The sequence below is a fragment of the Embleya sp. NPDC056575 genome (genome assembly GCF_042793325.1).
In the GTDB taxonomy this organism is placed as follows: domain Bacteria; phylum Actinomycetota; class Actinomycetes; order Streptomycetales; family Streptomycetaceae; genus Embleya.
Genome location: NZ_JBHTVA010000030.1, coordinates 48,410 through 65,476, shown reverse-complemented (window position 1 = coordinate 65,476; position 17,067 = coordinate 48,410). Strand labels below are relative to the sequence as shown.

9 protein-coding genes are annotated in these 17,067 nt (G+C 71.4%); 6 read left to right on the top strand and 3 right to left on the bottom strand.

Going from position 1 to position 17,067, the window contains the following annotated elements; translation table 11 throughout:
- Positions 1-96 precede the first annotated feature (96 nt).
- Together ACFRCG_RS24005 and ACFRCG_RS24000 are read right to left on the bottom strand one after the other, a co-directional pair.
- Positions 97-567 carry a Rieske (2Fe-2S) protein gene (locus ACFRCG_RS24005; RefSeq protein ID WP_380034548.1) on the bottom strand — a complete coding sequence of 157 codons (471 nt, stop codon included), beginning with the start codon at positions 565-567 and terminating at the stop codon, positions 97-99.
- Positions 500-2,041, bottom strand: a complete 1,542-nt coding sequence (locus tag ACFRCG_RS24000; protein WP_380034546.1) for an ATP-binding protein — start codon at positions 2,039-2,041, stop codon at positions 500-502. Before ACFRCG_RS24000 ends, ACFRCG_RS24005 begins: the two co-directional genes overlap by 68 nt.
- A gap of 447 nt (positions 2,042-2,488) precedes the next feature.
- Here ACFRCG_RS24000 and ACFRCG_RS23995 point away from each other — a divergent pair, with 447 nt between their 5' ends.
- The 5 genes from ACFRCG_RS23995 (at position 2,489) to ACFRCG_RS23975 (ending at position 8,482) form a co-directional block, all read left to right on the top strand.
- Entirely contained in the window at positions 2,489-3,469 is a 981-nt protein-coding gene (locus ACFRCG_RS23995) for a trypsin-like serine peptidase (RefSeq protein ID WP_380034545.1), read from the top strand.
- A gap of 422 nt (positions 3,470-3,891) precedes the next feature.
- Positions 3,892-4,674, top strand: a complete 783-nt coding sequence (locus tag ACFRCG_RS23990) for a 4'-phosphopantetheinyl transferase family protein (protein ID WP_380034543.1) — start codon at positions 3,892-3,894, stop codon at positions 4,672-4,674.
- 161 nt (positions 4,675-4,835) lie between these two features.
- The gene (locus tag ACFRCG_RS23985) at positions 4,836-7,031 is read left to right on the top strand and encodes an MMPL family transporter (RefSeq protein WP_380034541.1); all 2,196 of its coding nucleotides are present in this window, start codon (positions 4,836-4,838) and stop codon (positions 7,029-7,031) included.
- Positions 7,032-7,297: 266 nt separating this feature from the next.
- A complete protein-coding gene (locus ACFRCG_RS23980) occupies positions 7,298-7,588 on the top strand; it encodes a helix-turn-helix transcriptional regulator (protein ID WP_078975919.1) in 291 nt (96 codons plus the stop codon).
- A gap of 216 nt (positions 7,589-7,804) precedes the next feature.
- Complete coding sequence (locus ACFRCG_RS23975; protein WP_380009229.1) at positions 7,805-8,482, top strand: BTAD domain-containing putative transcriptional regulator; 678 nt, start codon at positions 7,805-7,807, stop codon at positions 8,480-8,482.
- A 74-nt stretch (positions 8,483-8,556) separates the two neighbouring features.
- Here the strand turns inward: ACFRCG_RS23975 and ACFRCG_RS23970 are convergent, their stop codons facing one another.
- The gene (locus ACFRCG_RS23970) at positions 8,557-15,783 is read right to left on the bottom strand and encodes an amino acid adenylation domain-containing protein (protein WP_380034539.1); all 7,227 of its coding nucleotides are present in this window, start codon (positions 15,781-15,783) and stop codon (positions 8,557-8,559) included.
- 221 nt (positions 15,784-16,004) lie between these two features.
- Between ACFRCG_RS23970 and sbnA the strand changes: the two genes are divergently transcribed.
- Positions 16,005-17,042: a 2,3-diaminopropionate biosynthesis protein SbnA gene (sbnA, locus tag ACFRCG_RS23965; RefSeq protein ID WP_380034537.1), complete on the top strand. Its 1,038-nt coding sequence runs from the start codon at positions 16,005-16,007 to the stop codon at positions 17,040-17,042.
- The last annotated feature ends 25 nt before the right edge of the window (positions 17,043-17,067 follow it).

Sequence of the window (17,067 nt, the reverse complement as noted above, 5' to 3'; positions counted from 1 at the left end):
AACTCCTACTTGATCTCCTTTCCCGGATTTGCCGGGAAGTACCGGTTCGAGATCGTCGATACGGGCGCGGTCACGGGCCTGGGCGGGGTCGGTCGGTTACGCGGGCTTGAGGACGACCTGACCGTTCGTGACCACGATCGACTTGGCCGCGAGCGGGCGCGGGGCGGGGCCGCCGAGTACGGCGCCGGTGTTCGCGTCGAAGCTGCTGCCGTGGCAGGGGCAGTGGATCTGCCCGCCGGAGACGCTGCCGACCAGGCACTGCTGGTGGGTGCATACGGCGGTGAACGCCTTGAAGTCGCCGGCGGCGGGCTGGGTGACCACCACCTTGGCGTCGTCGTAGACCTTGCCGCCGCCGACCGGTACGTCGCCGACCGGGCCCAGCACCTTGTCGGCGGCCGGGGCCTTGTCCTTGCCGTCGTCGCCGCCGCAGGCCACCAGCGTGGCGCCGCCGGCCGCGACCAGGGCGCCGCAGAGCAGGATCCGCCGAGTGGGTTCGGCACTACTCGTCGACGGGGTGCCCGTCGGGTCGACGGTCGTCGGGTCGGTGCTCGGGTCCGTCGCTCGCATGGATCGCCTCCGTCGTGGTTCCCGGCGCCGGTCGTTCACGCGGCGCCGACGCAACGGAAACGTACGCGAGGGGTTCGTGGTTCGACGGATCGGTGAAGCGAACGGGTTCAATCGGCTCGGGTTGTCCGTACTCCGGCTCCGCGTCCGCCGGCTCGTCGCCTTCCGGCACCGAGTCCTTCGGTTCCGTGCCCTCGGGCGTCACGTCCTCCGGCTCCGTGCCCTCCGGTGCCGTGTCCTTCGGCTCCGTGCCCTCGGGCGGCACCTCCTTCGGCTCCGCGTCCTCCGCCGAGCGTTCCGGCAGCGTGAAGACGATCCGCGTGCCCGCCGTGTACTCGGTGTCCACCGCGATCCGGCCGCCGTGTTGTTCGACGATGCGCTTGGCCATCGCCAGGCCGATCCCGCTGCCCGTGTACGTCTCGCGCGGGTGCAGTCGGCGGAAGGCCGCGAACACCCGTTCCGCCGACTCGGCCGGGATGCCGATCCCGTTGTCGGTGACGGTGATCCGCCATCCCTCCGCGACCGGTTCGGCGTCGACCCGTACCAGCGGGCGCTCGTACGGGCGGGCGAACTTGACCGCGTTGCCGAGCAGGTGCCGGATCAGGGTGGCCAGCAACACCGGATCGGCGTCCACCACCGGCAGTTCGTCGTGCGCCAACTCGGCGCCGGTGTCCTCGACCCGATCCGCCATGTCCAGCCACGTCTGCCGGACCACCTCGTCCAGGTCCACCGCCACGCTCTCCGCGCGCGAGCGGCCCACCTCGGTCAGGGTGACCATCTCGTCGATGAGCACCTGGAGTCGGCGCGCGTTGTCGATGGTGAAGTCGATGTACTGCCGGCCGCGCCGGTCCAACACGTCCTCGTAGCGCTCCTGGAGCATGCGGCCGAAGGACACGATCCGGCGCAGCGGATCCTGCATGTCGTGCGTCGCGGCGTGGGCGAACTGGTCGAGGTCGGCCTGGGCCAGTCGGGCCCGCCGGTCCTGTTCGTCGAGCCGGGCGCGCAGTTCGTCCCGCTCGCGCGCCGACTCGCGGGCCCGCTCGCGCTCGGCGGCCGACTCCCGGTCCCGCTCGGCGAGCACGGCGGTCAGCGTGGCGACGTGCTCGCGTTCCCGGCGGACCCGGTCCTCCCCGGCGCGGGCCCGGGTGCGCAGGCTCGCCATCGCGCCGGCGATCGCGCCGAACTCGCGGCTGTCGTAGCGCGCTGCCCCGCTCGGCGGCTCGCTCGGATCGGCCAGCCGGGTCAGCGGCCGCTCCACCGTGCGCCGCAGCGCGGCCTCGATCAGCACGGTCAGCCCGACCACGAGCAGCAGGTCGCCGCCGAGCACCAGGAGCAGCCCGCGCGAGCGCGCGTCGCCGTCCAGGGTCAGCCCGACCACCAGCGCCGCGACCGTGGCCAGCATCACCGCCGCGCACGGCGCCCAGATCAGCCGCAGCCGGGCGCGGACCGTCCACCACGAGTCGTCGGAACCCGCCATCGGTACCCCGCCTCTCCGGCCCGCCGTCGCCCCGCCGACACCCCGCCGACAACCCCTGCGGAACAAGGAAAGTGTGGCAGCGCCGGCCCCTTCGGCACGAGGGCATGATCCGGCCGCCCGTCGCCGGGGAGCACCGGCCCGGGCCTCGGAGGTTCCTTAAGCCAGTCATAAATCACCCATACCGGGGTGCCGTCGATGACGGGCCCCGGGATACGGTCGCAGAGCCGGTCGGGCGGTTTGGAGAGACGGCGTCGAGCCAGCGTGCGATAACGGGGGTTTCCTGCGACCGTCGCCCCCCTCCCACCTGTTGGGGCGACGGTCGCAAGAACACTTCGTCACGAGCGTGTGACCGTGCGATCGGCGGTCTGATTCGTCCTCACCCGGGTAGCGATCCACCCGGTAGCGTCCGAGGGCCGAGGCCGAATCTACGCCGAGATTGGTGATCGAGTGTCGCGACGAACCGCGGATTCCGAAGCGACCCGGGGAAGGCGCCGACTGCTGGTCGGCACCGCCTTCTGTGTGGCCGCCGTGCTGGTGGTGGCGGGTCTGGCCTCGATGGGCCGGATCTTTGGGCATCCGAGGTCGCGGGTGGGCGGCGACGCGGCCCGGGGCTATCACCTGCCGGATCCGGCCGAGGGCGATCGCATCGCGGCCGGCCTGCTGGGCGGGGCGCCCGCGGGTCCGTCGGGGACACCCGTGCCGACGATCAGCTCGGAGGCGGTCGAGCCGCTGCCGGTGTCCGAGCCGCTGCGGGCCGCCGTCATCGCGCCGACGCCGGCGATCGGCGCGCTCCTGCACGTGGGCGACGGCACGGAGCCGGCGCACTTCTGCACGGCGACGGTGGTGCACTCGCCGAACCGCAACCTGGTGATCACCGCCGCGCACTGCGTCTACGGCGAGGCGTTCGCGTCCGACATCGCCTTCGCCCCCGGCTATCACGACGGGTTCATGCCGTACGGGGTGTGGGTCCCGTCCCGGATCGACGTGGACCCGCGCTGGGTCTCGGACCGGGATCCGGCCTACGACGTCGCGTTCCTCCAGATGCGACGCCCCGGTACCGGCGACCGGATCGAGGAGGTCACCGGAGCCGAACAGGTGTCGTTCGACTCCCCGGTCGACCGCGCGGCCCGCCTGATCGGCTACCCGGACGACGAGGAGCAGCCGATCGGCTGCCAGAACACCACCACCGCCCTGTCCGACACCCAGGTGCGCTTCGACTGCGCGGACTTCCCCGACGGCACCAGCGGTGGCCCGATGCTCACCGACATCGACCCCGCGAACGGCCGGGGCACGGTGATCGGCGTGATCGGCGGCTACCAGGAGGGCGGTGACGATCTCACCTCCTACAGCAGCCGCTTCGGTCCCGACATCGCGACCCTGTACAACCGGGCCGGCACGGCGGACCCCACGCCGACCCCGACCACCTGACGGGCGAGGGAGAGGCCGCCGAAGCACCGCGAAATCGGGCGCCGATACCGCCGAATGCCGGCGGGTGTCGGAACGACCGCGCGCACCCGCACGCGCCGTGCGCGCAATTGCGTGCGCCGGGGCGGATGTTTACGCGACGTGCCTCGGGCTCTCCCGGGGCACGCTCTCTCGGGAAAGCGACGACGGCATCGGGACTGTAGTCAGTCCACCGTCAGTTGGGCGTCAGCGCTCTCCGCCAATGTGGTTGGCATGACGTCGCTCTCGGCGGTTTCCGGCTGCCTTCCCGACACTATGTCGATTGCCTTTTCTCGGAAGGAACTTCAGCCGACGGGTGTCCGGCCGGGGCGGTACCGGCGCTTCGTCTCGCACCACGCTCGCGCCTTCGGGCCGCTTGCCGTGGACATGCCGCGGTCGCCCTCCCGGTGAGCGCGGACCGCGGCGACATCGCCCGCTCGCCCGGCCGGCCGGATGTCGGGGACGAGAACGGTCGGGAACGGGTGGAGGTCTGGCGGATATCGCTCGGCGACGAGGACGACCCGGACCACTGTCCGGCCCGCCTCGAAGATCTCCTCGACGAGGACGAGACGGCCCGCGCCGGGCGCGGCCTCGTGCCGGGAATGCGACGCCGTTTCGTGATCGCGCACGCCGCGACCCGGATCGTCGTCGGCGAGCGTCTGGGCCGCCCGCCGGCCGCCCTGCGCTTCACCCGCGGCCGGTGGGGAAAGCCGGTGGTCGAGGGGGCGGGCCTGCACTTCAGCCTGTCGCACTCGGGCGACATCGCCCTGCTCGCCCTGGCCTCGCGACCGGTCGGGGTGGACGTGGAACTGGCCCGCCCGAACCTGGACACCGAGCGGTTGGCTCGGCGCTTCTTCGGTGACGAGGAGCGGGAGTTGGTGGCGCGCGGCGGGAACGGCGCCTTCACCCGGCTGTGGACGAGGAAGGAGGCGTGCGTGAAGGCGGTGGGCGGCAGGCTCACCGAGGGCATGGCGATTCCCGTCGCCCACACCGCGCGGCAGGCCACGGTGTACTCGCGCTCGGGTCCGCTCGCGGGACCGTGGAGAGTTGCCGACCTGCCGCTTCCCGAAGGATATGCGGGGTCCGTCGCGCTACTCGGTGACGGGCCCTTTTACGTTTCACCGAGGATGTGGTACCCAATGTCGCCGACAGAAACCGACGGCATGCGACACAGGCCGGGTGTCAAGTAGAAGAAAGTCCCCTCAAAAAGGCGTAGTCGTACCCGTGGTCGCGTGCCGGGGCGTCGCTAGATTTAAGGGCGCGAGAGCACGATGGTAAAGCACCGGCCGGATTCTTGAGCCAGGACCGTGTTTTGGTGCCGGGTATTCCTTTCGAGGAGGGGGAGGTAATCGTGGAAGGCAGGAACGTGATCACCAAGGCCGCGCGGTGGAGCGCTGTCCACCCCTGGTGGGCACTCGCGCTCTGGCTCGTGGTCGTCCTCGGGGCCTTGGCGGTCGGCGCCGCCACGGGTACCCGGCAGGCCACCAGCTCGGACCTGTCCATAGGCCAGTCCGGCCGGGCGGCCGCCATCGCCAAAAGCGGCGGTCTGCAGGTCCGCGCGGTGGAGAACATCCTGGTCACGCCGTACATCGGCAAGCTCGATGTGGCCAAGGCCCGGGCCGCGGCCGACGAGACGGTGTCCGGCCTGAAGGGCGACAAGGGCATCGCCTCGATCGGCGAGCCGATCCTCGCCTCGGACGGCTCTGCCCTGCTGGTCCCGGTGACGCTCAACGGAGACCCCGAGACCGCCGACAGCCGGGTGCGATCGCTGCTCGACAGCGTGCAGAAGACCCAGGACGCGCACTCCGACGTGAATGTGGAGCTCGTCGGCGAGGGTTCCATCCGGGCCGGGCTCAACGACCTGCTGGACGACGGCCGCCGCAGGGCGACCGTACTGAGCCTGCCGGTGACGTTACTCGTCATGGTCTTCGTCTTCGGCGCGATGGTCGCCGCGAGCGTCCCCGTCGTCCTGGGCCTGTCCTCGGTACTGACCGGACTCGGACTGTGGGGAGTGGCCTCCCAGTTCGTGCCGGATCCGGGCCCGGTGACCCACATCATCGTCCTGGTGGGCATGGCCATCGGCGTCGACTACTCGCTCTTCTACCTCAAGCGGCAGCGCGAGGAACGCGCGCTCGGCGCCAACGAGGTCGATGCCATCGAGGTCGCCGCGGCCACGTCCGGCCACGCCGTGCTGGTCTCCGGCCTGGTGGTGATGGTCTCCATGTGCGCGCTCTACTTCGCCGGGCACATCGCCTTCCAGGCGATGGCCACGGGCGCGATCCTGGTCGTCGCCATCGCGATGGGCGCCTCGCTGACCGTCCTGCCTGCCATGCTGTCCAAGTTCGGCCGCTACCTGGACAAGCCGCGCGTCCCCCTGGTGTGGCGGCTCACGCAGAAAGGCGGCGTCAAGCCTCGTCTGTGGTCGGCGATGCTCAAGCCGTCGTTGCGCCATCCGGTTCTCGCGCTCGTGATCTCCGTCGGCGTGCTCCTCATCCTCGCCCTGCCCGCCCTCGGTCTGCGGCTCAAGGCCACCGGTATCGACGACCTGCCCAAGTCGATCCCCGCGATGCAGGCCAACGAGCGCCTGACGAAGTCGTTCCCCAGCCCGGCGGACACGCACATGATCGCCGTGAAGGTCTCCGCCGACCGGGCCGCGGAGCTGCGCACGGCGGTGGCCGCGCTGGTCGACCGCACGCGGCGCGACGACCTGTTCGTACAGTCCCCGCAGCCCCTGGTACGTACGTCGGCGGACGGCACGGTCAGCACCATCGCCGTCGGCACCCGCTTCAAGAGCAGCTCCGAGAAGGCGCGCGAGTCCCTGAGGAAGCTGCGCGAGGACATCGCCCCGAACACCCTCGGCGGCGTCGGGGGCGTCGAGTTCGCGGTCGGCGGCAGCGATGTGGCGTACGACGTGGACTATCGGGCGAACGTCGTCGCCAAGATGCCCTGGGTATTGGGGGCGGCGCTGGCCATGACCTTTCTGGTCATGGCCATCGCCTTCCGATCCCTGGTGCTCGCGCTGATCACGGTGGTCCTCAACGTCCTGTCCGCGGTGGCGTCTTTCGGTCTGCTTGCGCTGATCTTCCAGGGGACCTGGGCGGAAGGCATCCTGCACTTCCAGTCCACGGGCCGGGTGGTGGCATGGCTGCCACTGATGCTCTTCGTGATCCTGCTCGGCCTGTCGATGGATTACCACGTCTTCGTCGTCAGCCGGATCAGAGAGGCCGCGCGCGGTGGGCTCGGCATTCGGGACGCCGTCGAACAGGGCATCACGCGAACGGCCGGCGTCGTGACGGGCGCCGCGATGGTGATGGTCTCCGTGTTCGCCCTGCTCGCGTCGCTGAACTTCATCGAGTTCAAGCAGTTGGGCGTGGGTATGGCGGGTGCGGTGCTGCTCGACGCCACGCTCATCCGAATCGTCGCGCTGCCGGCCGTGGTCATGCTGGTCGGTTGGAAAACCTGGTGGCCCTCGCGGCTCGCCTATCAGCACGGTTCCCGGGGGCCGCGGATGCCGGCCGTGGTCGCGGAGGGGACGTCGGTTCCCTGACCGGCCTTCGCGCGCGGGCTCCGGGTGGCCGGGGGAGGGGCTTCGGCCCGCCCCCGGCCACCTTTTTCGTACGTCCCGCGCGGGGAAAATTCGCCGGCTCACGTTGAACCGCCGAGCCGGGGGTTCCGTAAACCGTGTGGGGATTCCGACGGGAAACATAGAATCGCATGCGTGTTCGGCGACGCATGATCAACTGCCTCGTGGCGGAGGTCTGCGCCCTCCGACGTGCGCACAACCGGGAAGCGGGGCGATCACGGGGGTGACTCATGCACAGCGACAGCGGCCCTGCTTCGGTGCGCTGGCAGACCGAACTTGCCCGAGTCGGGGCGCTCTCCGGGCGTGAGAAACAGGTTTTCGCGCTCCTCGGGGCGGGGCATTCCAACCGCGGCATTGCCACCCGACTCGACGTCACGGAACGAACCGTAAAGGCTCATGTGGCAAACATCCTGGTCAAGCTACAAGTGGAATCCCGCCTTCAGGCGGGGCTGGTTGCGCAAGTCTACGAAAGCATGTACGAAGGTACAGTATCGGAGCCGTCAAGCGTATCCGATAATTGACCATCGTGAATACCACCTGGATTCTTACCCTCCTTCGGGTCGCCCGGAACGAGTCGACCGTTGTTCCATGTGGCAGGCCCGGCGTTGCAAGCGAACAACTTGTGACTGGAATTCAACGGTAGACGGGGGAGTTTGGTGTACATCTCCATATTGGGTCCGCTGCTGTTAGGGGACGGTCGGAAAACCGTCGGTATACGCGCGAAGAAGAACCGGGTGATGCTGACCATGCTGGCGCTCAACATCGGCCAGGTGGTCACCTTCGACGAGCTGATCGACGAGCTGTGGGGGGAGGCTCCGCTCAAGAACACGCGCAACGCGTTACAGGCGAACGTCAAGCGGGTGCGCAGGTCGCTGGCCGAGTTGGGGCTCGGCGGGCCCGGCCACGAGCTGATTCGTACGGTGGACAACGGCTACACGCTGAACATCCCCGCCGACGCCGTGGACGCGTATCGCTTTTTGCAAACGGCGGGCAAGGGCGCGAGCCTGGTTGTCGACCGGCCGCACGAGGCCATGGATCTGCTGCGCGAGGCGCTCGGTATGTGGCGCGGACCGGCCCTGCTCGACACGAGTGACGGCCCCTGGTGCCGGGCCGTGGCGCTGCGTCTCGACGAACAGCGCAAGACCGCGCGCGAAGACCTCATCGCGGCCCAGCTCCAGCTCGGCGAGGCGGGGACCGTCGTCGCCGAACTCAAGCAGTTGCTCGCGCAGTACCCCGAACGCGAGCGGTTCAGCGAGCAGTTGATGATCGCCCTGTACCGCTGCGGACGGCAGTCCGAGGCCGTCGACGTCTTCCACCGCACGCGCAAGTGGCTCGACCAGGAGTTGGGGCTCAAGCCGAACAGTCGCCTTCACCACCTCTACCAGGCGATTTTGATGCAGGACCCTTCGTTGTGAGTGCCGAGACGGCGACTCGTCACTGATACCGGCAGCTCCCCGCGGAGCTGCCGCTCTCGTGCGTTCAGGCCCGGTCAGGCCCGGTTCAGGGCCGCGTCGGTGACCGTGCCGATCCGCCGGGCGGCCTCGGGGGAAAGCATCTGCTCGTGGTCGCACGGCACTTCGTGCACCGTGAGTGGTCCGTCCAGGTGCGGGCGCCAGCGATCCACGAGTTCGGCGACCGGAGTCTCCCGCCGCTCGCCGGTGGCGACGAACAGGGTCAGCGCGCCGGTGAAGCGGCCCGGCGTGAACACCCTCGCCAGATCGATGTGCCGGCGCATGATCGCGGTCAGCCGGCGCAGCTCCTCCTCGGTGATCGCGGTCCCCGCGGCGTGGTGTTCGACGAAGGCGGCGCGGACCTCTTCGTCGGAGGGGTTCGGGTCGTGCGGGGCCACGGGGTAGATGTCCAACGCCGCGAGGAAGGCGACGCGTTCCCCCGCGGCCTGGAGCTGGACGGCCATCTCGTGCGCGACCAGACCGCCGAAGGACCAGCCCAGGAGGTGGTAGGGACCCTGTGGTTGCACCTGCCGGACACGCGTCAGATACGTGGCCGCGAGCGCCGGTACGTCCCGGGGTGGCTCCGCGTCGTCCCCGTGCGGCGCGATGCCGTCGGACTGCAGCGCGTACACGGGCCGGGCCGCGTCGATATGCGGGGCCAACTCCGCGTACGGCAGCCCGAAGCCGACCCCGCCGTGCACGCAGAAGAGGGGTTCCGCGGTGCCGGCCGGTCGGATGGGCAGGACGGGCGTGGTCATGGCGGCCGGGAGTGTGGCGGATGCTCGCGGGGTGGTGGGCCGGGCCGCCGCGGCCAGGGCCGCCACGGTCTTGTGGGTGAAGACATCGGCCAGCGAGAGGGTGAGCCCGGCCTTCGCGGCGCGGCTGACCACCTGTACCGAGCGCAGGCTGTCGCCGCCCAGTGCGAAGAAGTCCCCGTCGACGTCGACCTGTTCGAGGCCGAGGATCTCGCCGAACACCCCGGCGACGACCTGCTCGGCGGCCGTGCCCGGCGCGCGCACCGGGACCGGGGCGGCGGTGCCCGTCCCGGCCGCCGCCAGGGCGCGGGTGTCGAGCTTGCCGTTCGCCGTCAACGGCAGCGCGGGCAACGTGACCAGGGACACGGGCACCATGTGCGCGGGCAGCGTCTCGGCGGCGAACGCGCGCAGCACCGGCACGTCGACGGCCGCGACCCCGGGCACGGGCACGACGTACCCGACCAGTTGGGGTTCTCCGGTGGGCGTGGGCACGACGGCGACGGCGGCCTGGGTGATCACCGGGTGGCGCACGAGGGTGGCCTCGATCTCCCCCAACTCGATGCGGAAGCCGCGCAGCTTGACCTGGTGGTCGGAGCGGCCGACGTAGTCCAGGGCGCCGTCGGGTCGCCACCGCACGAGGTCGCCGGTGCGGTACATGCGGGTGCCGGCCGGCCCGAACGGGTCCGCGACGAAACGCTCGGCGGTGGTGGCGGCGCGGCCCAGGTACCCGTGGGCGAGGCCGGCCCCGGCGAGGTACAGCTCGCCGGTGACGCCGATGGGTGACAGGGACAGGCCGGTGTCCAGGACGTACGCCCGGAAGTTGTCCAGGGGGCGTCCGATCGGCGGCCGGCCCTCCGGAGTCAGCGGGTCGCTCCAGGTGGCGCAGACCGAAGCCTCGGTCGGGCCATAGGCGTTGCGCAGTTCGACGTGCCGGCAGAAACGATTGCTTACGGCGGGCGGGCAGGCCTCGCCGCCGACCAGCAGACTCATGCCCTCGGGCAACACCGCGGCGTCCGGGATGCCGGCGACGACGGTGGGCGGCAGGATCGTGTGGTTGACGCCGTGCTCCGCGATCAGGTCGGCGAGCAGTGCGCCGGACAGCCGGCTGTCGTCGGTGGCGAAGACGAGGGCGCCGCCGGAGAACAACGAGGCGCACAGTTCCCACACGGTGGCGTCGAAGCTGAACGAGGCGAACTGCAGGACCCGCGTATCGGGCCCCGCGCCCAGGTCCGAACGCAGGTTCGCGGCCAGGTTGGCGGCCCCCGCGTGCGGCACGGCGACGCCCTTGGGGCGACCGGTCGAACCGGAGGTGTAGATGACGTACGCGGTGTCCTGCGGCGTCAGCGCCCGGGTGCGGTCGGCGTCGGTGGGGGCGGTGCCGGGCCGCTCGGCCGACTCGGCCAGGACGGCGGGGGAGTCCAGGACGAGCGGGACGGCGCCGCCGGGCAGGTCGGGGAGCCGGTCGGCGACCGCCGCGTCGGTCAACACCCCGGCCGGCGCCGCGTCCCGGAGCATGTACGCGATGCGCTCGGCGGGATACGCGGGGTCGACGGGCAGATAGGCCGCGCCGGTTTTGAGGACGGCGAGCAGCGCGACGACCATCCGCGCGGATCTGGGCAGGGCCAGCGCGACCACGTCCCCGGGGCCGATCCCGCGGGCCAGGAGGAGGTGGGCGAGACGGTTCGCCCGGGTGTCCAGCTCCGCGTAGGTGAGCCGGACGGAGCCGGGGCCGGCGGGTACGCCGTCGGGGGTGATCAGCGCCGGGTGGTCCGGAGCCTGGGCCGCGTTCGCCTCGAAGAGGGCCGGCAGCGTGACCGGGGGCCGCGGGACGAGGCGTCCGCTCCGGTCCGACAGGAGCGTGCGGCGCTCGTCGGCGGTGAGCAGGTCGAGGGCGCCGAGGGGGGAGTGGGGGGCGCGTGCGGCGGAGCCGAGGAGGGTGGCGAGGGCCCGCGCGAGGCGATCCGCCGTCGCCTCGGTGAACAGGTCCTCGCGGTAGTGCAGGCGAAGGTCGAGGCCGTTCGGCGCGCCGTCCGCGGTCGTTTGCTCCCTCACGTGGAAGGAGAGGTCGAATTTCGCCGTCACCGTGCCGACCGGCTCGACCGCGGCCGAGATCCCCGACAGTCCGGGCAGCGGGTCCGCGTTGTCGAACGCCAGCATCACCTGGAAGAGCGGCTGCCGGGCCATCGAGCGCACCGGGTTGAGCTCCTCGACAAGATGCTCGAAGGGCAGCTCGGCGTGCGCGTACGCGGTCAGATCGCTCTCGCGTACGCGCTGGAGCAGGGCGCCGAAGGTGGGATCACCCCCGGTGTCGGTGCGCAGCACGAGCGTATTGACGAAGAAGCCGACGAGGCCGCGGAGCGCGTCGTCGCTGCGCCCCGCGACCGCGCTGCCCAGGGGGATGTCGGTGCCCGCGCCCAGCCGGGTGAGCAGGGCGGCGAGTCCGGCCTGCACCGCCATGAACAGGCTGGCGCCGTTGTGGTGCGCCAGTTCCGCGAGGCGCACGTGGACGTCGGCGGGCACCGTACACGCGACCTCCGCGCCGCGGTGACCGGCCCGCGCCGGGCGCGGGAAGTCGGTGGGCAGGTCCAGCTCCTCCGGGATGCCCGCCAACGCCTGGCGCCAGTGGGCCAGTTCGGAGGCGACCAGGCTGTCCGCGTCGGTCTTGGCACCGAGCAGTTCCCGCTGCCACAGGGCGTAGTCGGCGTACTGCGCGGGCAGCGGCTCCCACCCCGGCGCGCCGCCCGCGAGCCGCGCCGCGTAGGCGTCGGCGAGATCGCGGGTGAGCGGGCCGAGCGACCAGCCGTCGGCCGCGATGTGATGCACCGTCAGCGCGAGCACGTGGCAGTCGGGCCCGATCGTGAACAGCCGGACCCGCAGGGGCACCTGGGCGGACAGCTCGAAGGGGTGGACGGCCTCGGCGGCGAGCGCGTCGGCGAGCGCGGCTTCCGTCTCCGCGGTCGGGCCGGCCGGCGCCGAGCCCGGCAGGGTGACCCGGACCAGCCGCGCACCCGCCCGGTCCGCCTCGTCGGGGGACAGGATCAACTGCGAGGGCAGCCCGTCGGCCTCGGCGAACACGGTGCGCAGGCTCTCGTGTCGGGCCACCACGTCACGTACGGCGGCCGTCAGCGCCCCGGCGTCGAGCGGGCCGGTGAGGCGCACGGCCAGCGGGATGTTGTACGCGCCCGAAGGGCCGTCCATCTTGTCCAGGAACCACAGGCGCTCCTGGGCGTAGGACAGGAGCACCGACGAAGGGCGACCCGGCACGGAGCGCAGCACGGGGCGTCGGGTACGGGACACCGTCGCGGAGCGCGCGTCGTCGGAGGCCGGCCCGGGGTCGACACCGGCGAGGGCCGGGGACAGGGTGCGGGCCAACGCCTCGGCCGTGCGGGCGTCGAACAGGGACCGCACCGGGACGTCCACACCCAGGGCCGCGCGCAGCCGGTTGGTGACCGTGGTCGCGGACAGCGAGTGGCCACCCAGGGCGAAGAAGTCGTCGTCGGCGCCGACACGTTCGAGTCCGAGCGCCTCCGCGAAGACCGCGCACAGCAGTTCCTCGCGCTCGCCCGCGGGCGCCCGTCCGGTGCCCGCCCGCTCGTCGGGCGGCGCGGGCAGGGCCTTGCGATCGGTCTTGCCGTTCGGGGTCAGCGGCAGCGCGTCCAGGGGAACGTACACGGCGGGGACCATGTGCGTGGGCAGCACCGAAGCGACCCGCTCCCGCAGCCGGTCGGTATCGGTCCCCGCCGGTACGACATAGGCGACCAGGCGGGTGTGCCCCGCCCGGTCGGCGGCGGCCGTGACGGCGGCCTGCCGGACACCGGGTTGCGCGGCGAGCACGGACTCGATCTCGCCGAGTTCGACGCGGTGGCCGCGGATCTTGACCTGATGGTCGCTGCGCCCCGAGTACTCCAGGACACTGCCGGTGCCGTCCCAGCGGACCACGTCCCCGGTGCGGTACATGCGCGCGCCGCGCGGCGCGAACGGGTCGGCGACGAACCGCTCCGCGGTCAGGCCCGGCCGGTTGAGGTAGCCGCGGGCGAGCCCGGATCCGGCGATGTACAACTCGCCGAAGGTGCCGTCGGGCACCGGGCGCAGGGCGCCGTCGAGCACGTACACGCGCGTGTTGGCGAGGGGGCCGCCGATGGGGGGCGGGCCGGGCTCGGTCGCGGTGTCCGTCGTGAGGGGCGCGGCCGTCGACCAGATCGTCGTCTCCGTCGGGCCGTACACGTTGGTCACGGACGCGCAGTGCGCGGTGAGCGTGCGCGCCAGCGGCTCGGGCAGCGCCTCGCCGCCCACCAGGGCCCGCAGACCCGCCAGCCGGGGGGCGTGGTCGGCGGCGAGGGACTCCCACAGGCTGGGGGTGGCCTGCATCAGGGTGGCGCCGAGGTCGGTGACGGCGGCGGCCAGGACGGCCGGGTCGCGCACGGTCTCGCGGGCGGCCACGAGCAGTTCGGCGCCGGCCGCGAGCGGTACGAACAGCTCGAGGTTGGCGATGTCGAAGCCGAAGGTGGTGACCGCGAGGAACCGGTCCCGGGCGGTGACCGCGAAGCGCTCGACCATGTCGTGGACCAGGTTGGTCAGCGCGCCGTGCGGCACGACGACGCCCTTGGGGCGGCCGGTCGAGCCCGAGGTGTAGATCACGTACGCCGGATGGTCGGCGTGCGGGGTCGGAGCAGGGTCCTCCCCGGGGACGACGGGCACGGTGGGTACGGACCCCGGTTCGTCGAGAGCCCACCACTGCCCCGTGCTCGTCTCGTCGTCGCCCTTGAGGAGTTCGCGCACCCGTCGGTCGGTGAGGGTGACCACGGGTGCGGCGTCCGCCAGCATGTAGCGCAACCGGTCGGCGGGGTAGTCGGGGTCGAGCGGCAGGTAGGCCGCGCCGGACTTGAGCACGGCCAGGGCGGCCACGACAAGGGCGCAGGAGCGGTCGAGCGCGATGGCCACCGTGCGCTCCGGGCCCGCGCCCGCCGCACGCAGCGCACGAGCCAACTCGTCGGCTCTGTCCAGTAGTTCGTGATAGTCGAGCCGTTCGTCGCCGCAGCTGACGGCGGGTGCGTGCGGGGTGTGCTCGGCTCGGGCGTCCAGGAGCGGCGCCAGCCAGTGGCCGGGCAGCGGTACCCCGGTGTCGTTGCGCCCGTCGACGATGCGCGCCCGCTCCGCCCGGTCCAGGATGTCGAGTCGGCCGCAGGGCACGTCGGGCCGGGCGACGGCGGACTCCAGGAGCCGCGCGAAGCGCCGCCCGATCCGGTGGGCCTCGGCGCGCGTGACCGCCCCGGGCCGATGATTGACCGCGAGGCCGAGCGGGCTGCCCGGAAAGACCGTGAGGGTGATCGGGTAGTGGGTGGCGGAGCGGATGTCGACGCCGGTCACCAGGGAGCCGGCGGCCGCGGTGTGCGGCATCGGCCCCATCGGATAGTTCTGGAACATCAGTGCCGTGTCGAAGAGTTCACCGCGCACGGAGGTGAGCTGCTGAACCTCCGCCAAAGGCAGGTGCTCGTGCGGCAGAAGGTCGGCCTGGGCCCGCTGCACCGCGGCGAACAACTCGGCCGGGGTACGGGAGGGGTCGACGTCGACGCGGACCGGCAGCGTATTGGCGAACAGGCCCACCATGTGCTCGACATCGGGGATCTGGGCCGGCCTGCCCGACGTCACGGCGCCGAACAACACCGTGTCCTGGCCGGTCGACCTCGACAGGAGCAGCGCCCAGCAGCCCTGCACCACCACGTTGACGGTCAGGCCGCGCGAGCGGGCGAACCGGACCAGGTCGGCGGAGACTTCGGGGGAGAGGTCGAGCGGAACCGACTCGGGCAGCGCGCCCCGGCCCTCGGTGTGGGTGTGGCCCACCGGGACGAGCCGCGTCGGCTCGGTGACACCGGCCAGGGCCCGCGCCCAGGCCTGCCGGGCGGCCGGCTTGTCCTGCCCGCCGAGCCAGGCCAGGTACGCGTGGTAGGAGGCCGAGGCGGCCCCCGTCGGCGAGGGTTGGGCGGACCCCGACTTCGACTCCTCGACCAGCGCGCTCAGTTCGCCGATCAGCGAGACCATCGACCAGCCGTCCACCAGGATGTGGTGCACCGTCCACACCAGGCGGCAACGTCCGTCGTGCGCCCGGATCAGGGTGAACCGGTGCAGCGGCGGCCGGGCCAGGTCGAAGCGGCGCAGCCGGTCCTCCTCGGCCACCCGGTCGAACTCGGCCTCCACCGACGCGGCCCGCCCGCTCCCGGCTCGGACCTCCACCTCGTGCCACGGCAGCGCCACCGACTTGGGGATCATCTGGATCGCCTCGCCGTTCTTGCGGTGCCGGAAGCACGCCCTCAAATTCGAGTGCCGCTCCAGCAGCGCGGTCGCCGCGGCGCGCAGCGCGGCGGTGTCGGCGTCGGTCGTTTCCCGGAAATCGAGCACCAGCTGGATGGTGTAGACATCCGTTCCCTCGCGGTCGTACTCCGAAAGAAAGAGCAGTCCCTGTTGCAGCGGCGAGAGCGAGAGGACTTCGCTGATCGCGGACGGCCGATTCAAACCGGACTCCTCGCGGAAGAGCTGGACAGGCGGAATGACAAACATAGGCCGATCACGCTGACACTCAAGTGACCGATAACTGACGGGCCGCTGACGCATCTTGCGAGGTGGGCGGGGCGCTCGTGACGCCGCCCTCGTCAGCAGTTCGTCAGCACCTCGTCAGCGCGCGGCGAGAGGCTGGCCGTCCAGGCTAATTGGTTGCCGAGGGCCAGGAGTCGCCAGTGCCGGTTATTTCCGCGTCGCATGAATTCGAGGTCAGCGACCTCTTCGTGAATTTACAGCCGCTCTTCGGGCGTCGTCTCTTTCTGAAGGTCGAGGGATTCAACTTCGCCGGATCCATCAAGCTGAAGGCGGCCCGTGAGATCGTCGCGCAGGCGGAGGCCGCAGGAGTGCTCGGCCCCGGCTCGACCCTGGTGGAGTCCTCGTCCGGGAACATGGGCGTCGCCCTGAGCGTGCTCGCCGCGAACAGGGGCTTCAGGTTCCTGTGCGTGACCGACTCCCGGTGCAACGAGGTGACCCGGCGCACCATGGAGTCCTTCGGCGCCGAGGTCCACGTCGTCACCGAACCGCACGAGACCGAGGGCTTCCTCGGCGCGCGGATCCGGCACGTGAAGGCGCTGCTCGCCGCCGACGACAAGAAGGTCTGGCTCAACCAGTACCTGAGCCCGGGCAACTGGATGGCCCACTACCGGACCACCGCGCCGGCCATCGCCCGCCAGTTCCCCGACCTGAACGTGCTGTTCATCGGCGCCGGCACCACCGGCACCCTGATGGGCTGCGCGCGCTACTTCCGTGAGCGGCGCCCGTCGGTGCGCGTGATCGCCGTCGACAGCGTCGGCTCCGTCACCTTCGGGCGCCCCGCGGCCACCCGGCACATCCCGGGCCTCGGCACCAGCGTGCGCCCGCCGCTCCTGGACGAGTCGTTGGTGGACGCCGCGATCCATGTCGAGGAGGCGGACACCGTCCGCACCTGCCGCGAGTTGATGCGCCACGGGTTCCTCTTCGGCGGCTCCACCGGAACCGCCGTGAGCGGGGCGCTCCACTGGCTCGACGAGCACTACGGCAACGGCACCGTCGGCGCACCCGACCAGGTGACCGCCGTGACCATCTCGCCCGACCTGGGCGAGCGCTACATGGAGACCGTCTACCGCGACGATTGGGTGCGCGATTCGATCGGCCCGGAAGGTCTCACGGCAGGCGTCGAATACGCGGATATCGGGTCCGAATTCACCGCCGGACTCGAAACGATTTCCGGCTGACCGCGGACCGAGCGGTACCAAAGGA

Coding starts and splice junctions, on each gene's coding strand:
- ACFRCG_RS24000 (WP_380034546.1), bottom strand. CDS start 2,041: ATGGCGGGTTCCGACGACTCGTGGTGGACGGTCCGCGCCCGGCTGCGG.
- ACFRCG_RS23980 (WP_078975919.1), top strand. CDS start 7,298: ATGCACAGCGACAGCGGCCCTGCTTCGGTGCGCTGGCAGACCGAACTT.
- ACFRCG_RS24005 (WP_380034548.1), bottom strand. CDS start 567: ATGCGAGCGACGGACCCGAGCACCGACCCGACGACCGTCGACCCGACG.
- ACFRCG_RS23975 (WP_380009229.1), top strand. CDS start 7,805: ATGCTGACCATGCTGGCGCTCAACATCGGCCAGGTGGTCACCTTCGAC.